Origin of the sequence: Janthinobacterium sp. Ant5-2-1, assembly GCF_001445815.1 — a bacterium.
In the GTDB taxonomy this organism is placed as follows: domain Bacteria; phylum Pseudomonadota; class Gammaproteobacteria; order Burkholderiales; family Burkholderiaceae_D; genus Janthinobacterium; species Janthinobacterium lividum_E.
In genome coordinates, this window is sequence record NZ_LNCE01000021.1 from 35,922 (window position 1) to 48,961 (window position 13,040).

At 63.2% G+C, this 13,040-nt stretch carries 11 protein-coding genes and 1 pseudogene; 7 read left to right on the plus strand and 5 right to left on the minus strand.

The genetic code is table 11. The annotated features are described in order from the left end of the window. Positions 1 to 29: 29 nt before the first annotated feature. Positions 30 to 2,303: pseudogene (locus tag ASN89_RS07915) on the plus strand (acyl-CoA dehydrogenase); the annotation flags it as partial. Positions 2,304 to 2,326: 23 nt separating this feature from the next. Here the strand turns inward: ASN89_RS07915 and ASN89_RS29455 are convergent. After that, positions 2,327 to 3,538 (minus strand): TCR/Tet family MFS transporter, encoded by a 1,212-nt coding sequence (locus ASN89_RS29455; RefSeq protein WP_082654470.1) that lies wholly within the window; start codon positions 3,536 to 3,538, stop codon positions 2,327 to 2,329. A 105-nt stretch (positions 3,539 to 3,643) separates the two neighbouring features. On the opposite strand from ASN89_RS29455, the gene ASN89_RS07930 reads away from it, so the two are divergent. The 4 genes from ASN89_RS07930 (at position 3,644) to gdhA (ending at position 8,721) form a co-directional block, all read left to right on the plus strand. Further along, the gene (locus tag ASN89_RS07930) at positions 3,644 to 4,282 is read left to right on the plus strand and encodes a TetR/AcrR family transcriptional regulator (protein WP_058048898.1); all 639 of its coding nucleotides are present in this window, start codon (positions 3,644 to 3,646) and stop codon (positions 4,280 to 4,282) included. A gap of 88 nt (positions 4,283 to 4,370) precedes the next feature. Then, the gene (gene yegQ, locus ASN89_RS07935; protein ID WP_058048899.1) at positions 4,371 to 5,732 is read left to right on the plus strand and encodes a tRNA 5-hydroxyuridine modification protein YegQ; all 1,362 of its coding nucleotides are present in this window, start codon (positions 4,371 to 4,373) and stop codon (positions 5,730 to 5,732) included. 184 nt (positions 5,733 to 5,916) lie between these two features. Continuing rightward, the gene (locus tag ASN89_RS07940; protein WP_058048900.1) at positions 5,917 to 7,164 is read left to right on the plus strand and encodes a DUF819 domain-containing protein; all 1,248 of its coding nucleotides are present in this window, start codon (positions 5,917 to 5,919) and stop codon (positions 7,162 to 7,164) included. 213 nt (positions 7,165 to 7,377) lie between these two features. After that, complete coding sequence (gdhA, locus tag ASN89_RS07945; protein WP_058048901.1) at positions 7,378 to 8,721, plus strand: NADP-specific glutamate dehydrogenase; 1,344 nt, start codon at positions 7,378 to 7,380, stop codon at positions 8,719 to 8,721. 50 nt (positions 8,722 to 8,771) lie between these two features. On the opposite strand, the gene ASN89_RS07950 is transcribed toward gdhA, so the two are convergent. Then, positions 8,772 to 9,329: a flavin reductase family protein gene (locus ASN89_RS07950; RefSeq protein WP_046682208.1), complete on the minus strand. Its 558-nt coding sequence runs from the start codon at positions 9,327 to 9,329 to the stop codon at positions 8,772 to 8,774. A gap of 175 nt (positions 9,330 to 9,504) precedes the next feature. Between ASN89_RS07950 and ASN89_RS07955 the strand changes: the two genes are divergently transcribed. Both ASN89_RS07955 and ASN89_RS07960 read left to right on the plus strand, forming a co-directional pair. Next, the gene (locus ASN89_RS07955; protein ID WP_046682207.1) at positions 9,505 to 10,134 is read left to right on the plus strand and encodes a head GIN domain-containing protein; all 630 of its coding nucleotides are present in this window, start codon (positions 9,505 to 9,507) and stop codon (positions 10,132 to 10,134) included. A 42-nt stretch (positions 10,135 to 10,176) separates the two neighbouring features. Further along, complete coding sequence (locus ASN89_RS07960; protein ID WP_058048902.1) at positions 10,177 to 10,977, plus strand: enoyl-CoA hydratase; 801 nt, start codon at positions 10,177 to 10,179, stop codon at positions 10,975 to 10,977. 1 nt (position 10,978) lies between these two features. Here ASN89_RS07960 and ASN89_RS07965 read toward each other — a convergent pair whose 3' ends face one another. From ASN89_RS07965 to ASN89_RS07975, 3 genes are read right to left on the minus strand one after another with little or no spacing between them, the layout of a single operon-like run. Then, on the minus strand, positions 10,979 to 11,716 hold the full coding sequence (locus tag ASN89_RS07965) for an AIM24 family protein (protein WP_058048903.1): 738 nt from the start codon (positions 11,714 to 11,716) through the stop codon (positions 10,979 to 10,981). A gap of 3 nt (positions 11,717 to 11,719) precedes the next feature. After that, the gene (locus ASN89_RS07970) at positions 11,720 to 12,361 is read right to left on the minus strand and encodes an AIM24 family protein (RefSeq protein WP_058048904.1); all 642 of its coding nucleotides are present in this window, start codon (positions 12,359 to 12,361) and stop codon (positions 11,720 to 11,722) included. Positions 12,362 to 12,379: 18 nt separating this feature from the next. Beyond that, a complete protein-coding gene (locus ASN89_RS07975; protein ID WP_082654471.1) occupies positions 12,380 to 13,033 on the minus strand; it encodes an AIM24 family protein in 654 nt (217 codons plus the stop codon). Positions 13,034 to 13,040: the final 7 nt, after the last annotated feature.

Genomic DNA, 13,040 nt, shown 5'->3' on the forward strand with positions numbered 1-13,040 from the left:
GGTATCGCATGCTGACGATCATACTGGTGGTGGCCCTGCTGGGCCTAGTTGTACTGTTCGCGCCCGGCCCCGTGCGCCGCGCCCTGATTACCCCACACCTGCTGGCCCTGTTCAAGCGTATTTTGCCGACGATGTCGGACACGGAGCGCGACGCGCTCGAAGCCGGCACCACGTGGTGGGATGCGGACCTGTTTTCCGGCCGGCCCGACTGGCCAAAACTGCTGGGCTATGGACGGGCTTCGCTCACTGCCGAAGAGCGCCACTTTCTTGAGCACGACGTCGAACGGCTGTGCGAACTGGTCGATGACTGGGAAACGCAGCAGCAACTCGACTTGCCGCCGCAAGCCTGGGACTACATGAAGGCGCAAGGTTTCCTCGGCATGATCATTCCCAAGCAATACGGCGGCAAGCAATTCTCCGCCTACATGCATTCGCAAGTTGTCATGAAGCTGTCGAGCCGCTGCTCGGCGCTGGCCGTGACCGTGATGGTGCCCAATTCGCTGGGGCCGGCCGAACTGCTGCTGCACTACGGCACCGAAGAACAGAAAAACCATTATTTGCCGCGCCTGGCCGCCGGCACCGAGATTCCCTGCTTTGCGCTGACCAGTCCGTATGCCGGTTCCGACGCGGCCGCCATTCCCGACCTGGGCGTGGTTTGCATGGGCATGCATGAAGGACGCCCTACCCTGGGTTTCCGCCTCACGTGGAACAAGCGCTACATCACCCTGGCGCCCGTGGCGACCTTGCTGGGGCTGGCGTTCCAGACCAGCGACCCCGAGCATCTGCTATCCGACAACGATGCGCCCGGCATCACTTGCGCGCTGATCCCTGCCAGCCACGACGGCGTGGTGATCGGGCGCCGCCACCATCCCTTGAACGCCGCTTTCCAGAACGGCCCCACGTCGGGCAACGATGTGTTCATCCCCATCGACTGGGTCATCGGCGGCCAGGCGCAAGTGGGCAAAGGCTGGCGCATGCTGATGGAGTGCCTGGCGGCCGGGCGCGCCATTTCGCTGCCCTCGTCCAGCGTGGGCATGGGCAAGATGGCCGTGCGCGGCACCGGCGCGTATGCGGCCGTGCGGCGCCAGTTCAACATGCCGATCGGCAAATTCGAAGGGGTGCAGGAAGCGCTGGCCCGCATGGGTGCCAACCTGTATCTGATGGACGCGGCGCGCACCCTGGCCGCGCACGCCGTCGACCTGGGCGAAAAGCCCGCCGTCATTTCCGCCATCGTCAAATACCACGTCACGGAACGGGGCCGCGCGCTCGTCAATGACGGCATGGATATCCTCGGCGGCAAGGGCATCTGCATCGGCCCCAACAATTTCCTCGCCAGCGCCTACCAGCAAATCCCCATCGCCATTACCGTCGAAGGCGCCAATATCCTCACACGCAGCCTGATCATCTTCGGGCAAGGCGCCATCCGCGCACATCCGTATGTACTCAGGGAAATGGCCGCCGTCAGCGAAAGCGACGGCCGCAAAGCCATACGGGATTTTGACTCCGCCTTCTTTGGCCATGTCGGCTTTGTACTGGGCAACCTGGCCAGGGGCTTGTGGTACGGACTGGGCGGCGCGCGCCTGGCGGCCGTGCCCGATGCCGGCGCACCTGTACTAACGCCCTACTACCGTGCCCTGACGCGGCTGTCGACGGCGTTTGCCGTCATGACGGATATGTCGATGTTCGTGCTCGGCGGCGAACTCAAACGCCGCGAACGGCTGTCCGCCCGCCTGGGCGACGTGCTGGCGCAGCTATACCTGGCGTCAGCCGTGCTGAAGCGCTACGAAGACGATGGCCGTTTCGCCGCCGACCTGCCCTATGTGCACTGGTCGCTGCAGGATGCGCTGGTCAAGGCCCAGCAAGGCTTGACGGGCGTGCTCGACAATTTCCCTGCGCGCATGCTGGCGGTGCTGCTGCGCACCTTGCTGTTCCCGTTTGGCTTGCCCCATCGCCCGCCGTCCGACGAACTCGGCAGTGAAGTGGCGCTGGCCCTGCAAACGCCTGGCGCCGACCGCGAGCGCCTGCTGGCCGACGGCTATGTGGCCACCGACAGCAGCGATCCCGTGGCCTGCGCCGAGCGGGCACTAGTACTGCTGCCCGACGTCCTGCACATCGAAAAACGCCTGAAAGACACGCCCGAAGGCGCGGCACTGCGGCACCTGCCGCAAAGCCTGTCCGCCATGCAGCAGTGGCTGGCCGCAGCCAAGGCGGCGGGCTCGGTCAGCTGCCAGGAGCACAATAGCTTGCTCGATTATGCGCGCCTGGTCGACGGCTTGATACAGGTCGACGATTTTGCGCCCGCCGCCAAGCAGGAAACGCCGGCCTCCTATCCGCGCGACGATGCCGGCGTGGTCGACGCCAGCGACAAGCCCAGCACGAGCGGCACCAGCGCCGCGTACACGACAATCACGGACAGCCAGACGGCGCCGGGCCAGTACGCCCTGACGCCAAAATAAATACTGGAAAATACCAACGGGCACAGCACGGACGCCAGGCTCACGGACGAGGCCAGCACGCCCTGGAACTGGCCTTGGCGGTCCTCGGCAACTTGCCGCGTGGCCAGCGACTGCAGGGCCGGCGCGCCGATGCCGCCCAGGGCGAACACGGGCATGATGGCGAAGATCATCCAACTGCGGGTGGCAAAGGCCATGACGACCAGGGCCATGCAGGCGCAGGCCACGCCCCCCAGGATGGTGGCGCGCTCGCCCAGCAGCTTCACGGCCGGACCGGGCAGGAAGGCCTGGGCCAGCGCCTGGCACACGCCGAAGGCGCCCAGCGACAAGCCGATCCACAGCCCGTTCCACTCGAACGCATCGTGGCCCCACAAGGCCCAGCACACGCCATACACCTCGCCGGCCGCGCTGAAGGTAAAGAAAATGGCGGTGATCGGCAGCAAGCTTTTCTGCGATAACACCCAGCGCAGCGGGCGCAATGGATTCAATGCCAGCAGGTCGATTTTTTCGCCCGTGGGCCGACGTGATTCCGGCAACGTCAACAACGCCAGCAGCAGGTTGCCAGCATTCAAGATGGCCGCCGCCATGAACGGCAGGCGCAGCCCGTAATCGCCCAGTGCGCCACCGAGCACGGGGCCGATGATGAAGCCGGCGCCGAACATGGCGTTGAGCAAGCCGAAACGGCGCGCCCGCGTTTCCTCGGGAGAAATATCGGTGATGTAGGCCGTGGCCACGGACACATTGGCGCTGGTCAAGCCGGCAATGGCGCGCCCCAGCAGCAGCATCCACAGGCTGGGGGCGAAGGCCAGGAACAGGTAATTGACGGCCGCGCCCGCCAGCGAAAGCAGCAGCACGGGGCGCCGCCCCAGGCGGTCGCTCAGCGCGCCCAGCACGGGCGCAAAAACGAACTGCATCAACGCATACAGGGCCGTCATGATGCCGATGTACGGCGCCACGTTATCGGCATGCGTGACCTCGCGCAGCAGCGCGGGCAGGATGGGGAAGATCAGGCCGATGCCGACGGCGTCGAGGGCGACCGTGGCAAAGATGACAGGCAGCGCTGTCGCCGGAATGGCTATTTTCATATACTCAATCTAAATATGTACTCAGTACATAAATAGTACGCTCAGCCTGGCTGCACCACCAAGCCTTATCTGTACTCAGTACACTTCGTGTATGATCGCAGCAACATGACGATTCCTTCCGACCTCCGCTCCCGCAAACGCCTTGCCACCCGGCAAGCCATCTCGAATGCCGCCACGCGCTTGTTTTTCGTGCGCGGCTTCGAGCAGGTGACGGTGGACGAGATCGCGGCGGCTGCCAGCGTGGGACGTATGACGGTGTTCAACCACTTCCCCCGCAAGGAAGACATGTTCTTCGACCGCGAGGAAGAGGGACGCGAACTGCTGCGCACCGCCTTGCGCCAGCGCGACCCCATGGTGCCCCCGATCGTAACCCTGCGCCTGCTGGCGCACCGGCTGGTGGCCGAAGACAGTCCCTACGTCACGTTTTCCGCCGCCGGCCAGGGTTTTATTGCCACCATCGAAGCCAGCGAGACCCTGAAATCGCGGGCGCGGGCCATCCGCGACGAGCTGGCGCAAGTGGTGGCAACGGCGCTGACCGACAGCACGGGGCGCGACGCGCACGATCCCCAGGCCCGGCTGGCGGCCAGCCTGCTGCTGGCCACCTGGAGCACGGCCCTGATCGAAGCGCACCGCGCCTTCGCACGGCATGGCGACGCGCAGCTGGCCAAGGCCCGCTTCCTGGCCCTCGTGGACCAGGGGCATGTCGGTCTGAAGGCGGCGTTGGCGGGCACGCCTTACGTCTGACGTTGCCGGGCATCGGATGTCAATCCCTTGACCCAAGGCAAGGCAATCTGGCGCCAGCCCGCCTACAATCGCCGGCTTTGCCCATCCCATGCGCCACGCTCCCGAACTCCTCCTGCCTGCCGGTTCCCTGGCCAAGATGCATGCCGCCTTCGACTATGGCGCCGACGCCGTCTACGCGGGCCAGCCGCGCTACAGCTTGCGCGTGCGCAATAACGATTTTTCGACCTTGCAAGCCTTGCAGGAGGGAATTGATGGCGCCCATGCGCGCGGCAAGCAATTCTTTGTCGCCAGCAATATCTTCGCCCACAACGCCAAGCTGAAAACGTATTTGCGCGACATGGAACCGGTGATCGCCATGCGCCCCGACGCCCTGATCATGGCCGACCCGGGGCTGATCATGATGGTGCGCGACAAGTGGCCGGAGATTCCCGTGCACTTATCGGTGCAGGCGAATGCCGTCAACTGGGCCGACGTGAAATTCTGGCACCGCATGGGGCTGACGCGCGTGATTCTGTCGCGCGAACTGTCGCTCGACGAGATCGAGGAAATCCGCCAGCGCTGCCCGGAAATGGAACTCGAGGTGTTCGTCCATGGCGCCCTGTGCATCGCCTATTCGGGCCGCTGCCTGCTGTCCGGCTATTTCAACCACCGCGACCCGAACCAGGGCACGTGCACGAATTCCTGCCGCTGGGATTACAAGGTCAAGAATGCTGCGGAAGACGCCAGCGGCGACCTGGGCGGCATGCAGGTGGTGCCGCTGGAATTTCACCAGGCGCTGGCCGAAGCCGACAACAATGCGTTTTCCGCCCTGCACCAGCAGCCGCGCCACCCGCTGGCCGACCAGCCCTACTTCATCGAAGAAGCGCAGCGGCCGGGCCAGCTGATGCCGATCCTCGAAGACGAGCACGGCACCTACATCATGAATTCGAAGGACTTGCGCGCCGTCGAGCATATCGAGCGTCTGGTCAAGATCGGCGTCGATTCGCTGAAGGTCGAAGGCCGCACCAAGTCGCTGTACTACGCGGCGCGCACGGCGCAAGTGTACCGCCAGGCCATCGACGACGCGGTGGCGGGCCGCCCCTTCGACATGGGTCTCCTGGGCCAGCTGCAAGGCCTGGCCAACCGCGGCTACACGGACGGTTTCTATCAACGCCACCACACGCAGACGCACCAGAACTACATGCGCGGCGCGTCCGAGGCGGACCGCAGCCAGTACGTGGGCGACGTGCTGGGCGTGACGAACGGCTGGGCCAGGGTGGAAGTGAAAAACCGCTTCGCCGTGGGCGACCGTATCGAAGCCCTGCACCCGGACGGCAACCGCGACTTCACCATTACCCGCATGCTGGCCGACGATGGCAGCGAGATCCAGGTGGCGCCGGGCAGCGGCCACTTCGTGCGCATCGAACTTGACGGCGCGCTGAACAAAGCCTTGCTGGCGCGCTATTTGTAACCGCCAGTCTGGCGCGCGGGGCGACAAACCAGTCCGCAAGTGTTTGATTTGACAAGAAAAATTCCAACTGGCGCCGCCTGAATAATTTGTTTAGGCTTCAACATTGCTATACGATACGGCCACCCTGCGCCCGGGGGCCTGATCGGCACCCGGTGCGTCCCTGACACGTTCACCGGAATCCCCGATGCCACCTGCCACCTCTGCCCTGATCACCAATGACGCCGTCGTCCTCGGCCTGCTCGCCATGACCCTGGGGGGCGTCTTCTGGACCGCCTCGCACGCCAACGGCTTCTGGAAAAAGTTTTATACCTATATCCCGTCGCTGCTGATGTGCTACCTGATCCCGGCGCTGCTCAACACCTTCGGCATCATCGACGGCAACGCCTCCGGCCTGTACGCCGTGGCGCGCGACTATCTGCTGCCCAGCGCGCTGGTCCTGCTGTGCGTGGCCATCGATTTCGGCGGCATCCTCCGCCTCGGCCCCAAGGCCATCATCATGTTTCTCACAGGAACGCTCGGCGTGATGCTGGGCGCCCTCGTCTCGTTCGAAGCCTTGCGGCTGATCCACCCGGAAACGGTGGCGGGCGACACCTGGCGCGGCATGACGACTGTCGCCGGTTCGTGGATAGGCGGCGGCGCCAACCAGGCGGCCATGAAGGAAGTGTTTGAAGTGGACGCCACGCTGTTCGGCCAGTTCGTCGCCGTCGACGTGCTGGTGGCCAACGTCTGGACGGCCGTGCTGCTGTTCCTGGCCGGCCGCGCGGGCGCCTTCGACCGCTGGACCGGCGCGGACTTATCCGCCATCAATGCGCTCAAGGACAGCATCGAAAGCTACCGTGCCCAGCACGCGCGCGTCGCCAACCTGACCGACATCATGATCATCCTCGGCGTGGGCCTGGGCGTGACGGGTCTGTCGCACTTCCTGGCCGGCCCCATCATCGGCTGGATCAGCACCCTGCCCGCCGCATGGCGCTTGCAGGATTACAGCCTGACGTCGAACTTCTTCTGGATCGTCGTGCTCGCCACCACCTTCGGCCTGCTGCTCAGTTTTACCCGGGCGCGCAGCCTGGAAGGCGCGGGCGCCTCGACCATCGGCTCGGCCATGCTGTACGTGCTGGTGGCAACCATCGGCATGCACATGGACTTGAAAGCCCTGTTCGACAAACCGTTTTTGTTCCTGCTGGGCCTGATCTGGATCGCCGTGCATGGCGGCCTGATGCTGATCGTCGCCAAGCTGATCCGCGCGCCCCTGTTTTTCATGGCCGTGGGATCGCAAGCGAACATCGGCGGCGCCGCCTCGGCCCCCGTCATCGCCAGCGCCTTCCACCCATCCCTGGCCCCCGTTGGCGTCCTGCTGGCCGTGCTCGGCTACGCGCTGGGCACCTACGGCGCCTACATCACGGGCTTGATCTTGCGCGGCATGGCGGGGTGATCCCTGTTCTGGCTTGTCCAGCCAGGCACGCAAGAATGACGCCAACGCCAGCCTTCGGGCTGGCGTTGTCGTTTACGGCTCGCCTCTGCCGCAGCGTCTTAAAAAATCCCCAAAATGTAGCAGAAACCCCTCAAAACCAAATTTCCGCACCATTTTTGTGCGAAATCTGCGATGATAGTTGCCCAAATAACCGATTACCTCCATGGAATTCTGATGAAATACGCATCTGCTCACGAGTATGTCCAGCATGTCGCCGCACGCAATCCAGGTCAACCCGAGTTTCTGCAAGCCGTCACCGAAGTCATGGAGAGCTTGTGGCCGTTCCTGGAACAGCACCCGAAATACGCGGAACAAGGCTTGCTGGAACGCTTGATCGAGCCGGAGCGCGTGGTGATGTTCCGCGTGTCATGGGTCGATGACCATGGGCAAGTACAAGTCAACCGCGGCTACCGCATCCAGCACAGCATGGCCATCGGACCGTACAAGGGCGGTATCCGCTTCCACCCTTCCGTCACCTTGTCCGTACTGAAATTCCTCGCCTTCGAGCAAACGTTCAAGAATGCGCTGACGACCTTGCCGATGGGCGGCGGCAAGGGCGGTTCCGACTTTGATCCGAAGGGCAAGAGCCCGGGCGAAGTGATGCGCTTCTGCCAGGCCTTCGTGAGCGAACTGTTCCGCCACGTGGGGTCGGACACGGACGTGCCGGCCGGCGACATCGGCGTGGGCGGGCGCGAAGTGGGCTACATGGCCGGCATGATGAAAAAGCTCAGCAACCGCGCCGACTGCGTGTTTACGGGCAAGGGCGCCAGCTTCGGCGGCTCGCTGATGCGTCCGGAAGCGACGGGCTACGGCACCGTGTATTTTGCGCAGGAAATGCTGAAAACGCGGGGCCGCTCATTCGAAGGCATGCGCGTGTCCGTGTCCGGTTCGGGCAACGTGGCGCAGTACGCGGTGGAAAAAGCCATGGCCATGGGGGCGAAAGTCATCACCGTCTCCGATTCGAGCGGCACCGTCATCGACGAGGCAGGCTTTACGCCGGAAAAGCTGGCCATCCTGATGGAGGTCAAGAACCATTTGTATGGCCGGGTCAGCGATTACGCCGCGCGCACGGGCGTGCGCTTCGAGGCTGGCGTATCGCCATGGCATGTGCCGGTCGACATCGCCCTGCCCTGCGCCACGCAAAATGAACTGCACATCGACGATGCGCGCACCTTGATCGCCAATGGCGTGCAATGCGTGGCCGAAGGCGCCAACATGCCCACCACCATCGAGGCCGCCAAGGCCTTCGAAGCGGCCGGTGTGCTGTACGCGCCGGGCAAGGCCAGCAATGCGGGAGGCGTGGCCACTTCCGGCCTGGAAATGAGCCAGAACGCTGCCCGGATTTCCTGGCCGCGCGAAGAAGTCGATGCGCGTTTGCTGCAGATCATGCAAGGCATCCACGCCGCGTGCAAACAGTACGGCACGCGCGCCGATGGTTCCGTCAGCTATGTGGATGGCGCGAATATCGCCGGTTTCGTGAAAGTGGCCGATGCGATGCTGGCGCAGGGGGTGATTTAATCCTCTGCCAACGGTGGTGTCGGATTACGGTTCTTCGAACCTAATCCGACCTACGACATTTCCGGTTTCATCAAGCTCTTGCGGCTGATCGTGCGGCCCGACACCATGAACTCGCCGTTGCCACGGTAATGCAGGGTTTCGGGCAGCTTGGGCGAGGTGGCCACGTGGGCTTTCACGCACTCGAAGATGAAGAAGCCGCCCTTCGGGTTGCCCGACACCTGGGCCAGCTTGCATTCGAAGTTGGCGTAGCATTCGGCGATCAGGGGGGCGCCCACCTGTTCGGCCGGCTGCGGCGTCAGGCCGAAGGCCGTGAACTTGTCCGTGTCTTCGCCGCTGCAATTGCCGATGGCGACCACCTGGTCGACCATGTCGGCCGTGGGCAGGTTGATCACGCACTCCATGCTGCGCTTGATCATTTCGTAGCTGTGGTTCGCATCGGAAATGAAGCAGCCCAGCAAGGATGGGGTAAATTCCATCAGCATGTGCCAGGCCATGGTCATGACGTCGCTTTCGCCCTTCCACGTTGAACTGACGAGCACCACCGGCCCCGGTTCGAGGAAGCGCCGGATATCGGCGACGGGATAATCTTCTTTGTGGTAATTTTTCATCTGGTCTCCAGGACGCGGTACGCCATAGCATAGACCAACGGCGCCTTGCCAGGCGCGCGGCTGGCCTGCGGAGGCGTGTCATCCGCACCGCGATTTGTGCCGTTCATCGCAAATTTATCCCTCTTGGAGATGTTGCAACATAGAATACACTGATCAACTACTCAAGGAAATCGCCATGCGTCCTCTGTTCCTGTTGTCAGTCCTGTCCCTCGCCTGCCTCTCGCCCCTCGCGCATGCCGACGAGCAAACCCGCACGGTGGGCGCCTTCAACGCCATCGACATCCGCGGCCCCATCAGCATCGAAGTGGAATCGGGCAAGGAGCAAAGTCTGCTGCTGCGCGGCGACCAGAAATTTCTCAGTGGCGTCATTACGGAAGTGGTCGATGGCGAGCTGAAAATTTCCATGAAGGACAAGGACATCAAGAAGACCGAGGGCGACCCGCGCATCATCATCACCATGCCCACCTTGCGCAAGCTGATCGCGGAAGGCGCGGGCGAAAAAATCCTCACCAAGCTCAATGGTCCCCGGGTCGACATCAGCTACAAGGGCGCGGGCCGCCTGTCTGCCGATGGCCAGGTCGACTGGCTGCGCCTGAAGGCGCAAGGCGTGGGCGAAGTCGATACGAAAGCCTTGCTGGCGAAAAACGTCGACGTCAATTTCGAAGGCATCGGCTCCGTCAAGGTGTATTCCTCGGGCGAACTGAACGCCGTGGTGCGCGGCATGGGCGAACTGACCTATTACGGCAAGCCGAAGATCGTGCACAAGTCGATCGCCGGCATCGGCAGCGTGAATGCCGCCAAATAAGATTTCCTAGAACAACAAGGCCATCAGGCCACTGGAGACCGCATGACCGCAACACATGACACGCAAGCGCCGCTGGTGCTGCGCGAGGACGAAGGTGGCCTCGTCACCCTGCGCCTGAACCGCCCCCTGCAATTCAATGCCCTGTCCGAAGCCATGCTGGCGGCGCTGCAGGTTGAACTCGACCTCATCGCCGGGCAGCCGCACGTGCGCTGCGTGGTGCTGGCCGCCGAAGGCAAGGCCTTTTGCGCTGGCCACGATTTGCGCCAGATGCAGGCCACGCGCCAGCTTGCGTATTATCAAACCCTGTTCGCGCAATGCTCGCGCGTGATGCAAGCCATTCAAACCTTGCCCGTGCCCGTGATTGCCCGCGTGCACGGCATCGCCACGGCGGCCGGCTGCCAATTGGTCGCCAGCTGCGACCTGGCCGTGGCGGGCGCGTCCGCCCGCTTTGCCGTGTCCGGCATCAACGTGGGCCTGTTCTGCGCCACGCCATCGGTCGCCCTGTCGCGCAATGTGTCGCCCAAGCGGGCCTTCGACATGCTGGTGACGGGCCGCTTCATCGACGCCGACACGGCCGCCGACTGGGGCTTGATCAATGAAACGGTGGCCGACGCGGCGCTCGACGAGGCGGTGGCGCGCCTGGCGCAGCAGATCATGGCGAAAAGCCCGACGGCCATCCGCTACGGCAAGCAGATGTTCTACCGGCAGCGCCAGCTGCCGCTGGACGAGGCTTACGCCTACGCCGGCGACGTGATGGCGCGCAACATGATGGAAGAGGATGCGGACGAAGGCGTGAGCGCCTTTTTAGAGAAACGGCCGCCCAGCTGGATGGCCGTCAAGTAGCTTAACGCTGTTCTTTCATCTGCTGCTGCACGGACAAGCTCAAGGTCCCCAGGTCTTCCTTGCCCAGCATCGGCAATTGCGCCAGCAGGTTGGCCAGGGCCGAGCTGCCCGTCACGTCCAGCTCGGACGACTGCACCAGCACCGTGCCGGCGCCCGTGAAGTCGATCTGCTTTTCCTCGCCCGACAAGGTAAAGCCCGTGAGCGCGCCGGCGGCCGAGGCCCAGCCCTGCACGTGGGCGTAATCGTAGTGATACGAAGGGCTGGGGCAATCGGCCCAGCCCAGCACGGCCTGCTCGTCCACGCGGCATGGCAACTCGAGGAAATGCACGGGACCGTTCGACGAGGCGATCACTTTACCCGTGCCTATCATCGTCAGGTAACCGGGCAAGGTCGATTCCTGGCAGATCACATCCTTCGTGAAACCCAGCAGGTTTTTCGCGCGGATGGTCATGTTGGCGTTGTCCAGGTCGTAGCACGCCAGGTCGTTGCCGTTGTCGCCCAAAATCAATTGACCCTGGCCTTGTGCGACGACAAAGTGGTGGATGTATTTCGGCGCATTGAAGGCATTGCGCACGATCAGGTCGAGCACGCTGCTGCCCATGGCCTCGAAGCGCAGCTCGCCATAGAAGGCGATCATCTTACCCTTGCGAATGAAGATTTGTTCCTTGACGTCGATGACATACGAAAAACGGTTCAGGTTATCGTTCTTCGGCAAGGTATCGGGATTGTAAATCGTCATGGCTTACCTTTCGCTCGCTTGGATGTAGACCGTGCCCTGGCCCGTAAACTTCACCTGGTACGATTCGCCGGACGCCTGGCCAACGAAAGTTTTCCAGTTCAAGTCCGTGACGATGGTCGAGCTCAATTGCCCCGTGTGGCCGATATACGCTTGCGGGTCGACAAAGACGGGCACGTCCGGCGTGACGGGCAAGCCGATGGCATTGCCGTCGGACAAAATCGCCACGTCGCCCGTGCCTTGCAAGGTAGTGGTAAACAAGCCTTGGCCCGAAGCCATGCCGCGCACCACGCCCTGCACGCCGCCCTGGTTGCCGAGGAACATGGTGCCGGCCGTCAGGCGCGCATCGAAGGCCAGCAGGGAATCGCTTTCCACGTAAAACGTTTCGCCACGCACGGGCACGATGGTGACGAACAGGCCGCCCTGCGCGTAAAACACGCTGCCCGTGCCACGCGCCGACATCATGGCGTAGCCTTCATTCGTGACAGCGCGCATGGCTAGGCTTTGCACGCCCTGGCCGGCCAGGAAGGAGCGGCTGAACGCCACGTCGCCCTGGTACGACACCATGGCGCCCTTGCGCGCGAACACTTCTTCAGTGCCGAGTTTGACCTCGAGCATCTTTTCATTGATCTGCTGATAGACAGGCATGGCTGCTCCTAGCGTAACTTAACGTTCGGCGGGCTGGATGAACACCACGCCCTGGCCTGTGAATTTGTGCTGGTACGATTCGCCCGAGCTCTGGCCGATCATCGTGCGCCAGTTGACGTCAAAAACGAATTCCTGGCGGATGTCGCCCTTGAAGCCGACGAAGGCGTCCGGGTCCACGCGCAGCGGATGCGCCGGCGTCACTTCCAGCATGATCAGGTTGCCGCGCGAAATGACGGCCAGGTTGCCATGGCCTTCGACGGTGGTGGAAAACAGGCCCTGGCCCGAGCTGGCGCCGCGCAGGCCCGCAAAACTGGTGCCCGTCTTCAGGCTCGTGTCGTAGGCCAGCAGGCTGCTGCTTTCGATGGTCAGCTTTTCGCCGGCCAGCGCCATGACGGTGATCTCGGCCGCATTCTGCGCGAAAAACACGGTGCCCGTGCCGGCGGCCTGCATCACCTGCATGCCTTCGTTCGTCACCTTGCGCTTGAGCGCGCCGAAGATGCCCTCGCCGCCGAGCAGGGATTTTTCAAATTTGATGGCGCCCGTATAGGCGACCATCGCGCCGGCAATCGCCAGCACTTTTTCATCCTGCAGGCGCACTTCCAGCAGGCGGTCGGTATTGGTGCGGAAACTGGTCACGCGCGACTCCCCAAGAATGCCAGGCCACAAAGCCATGGCTATC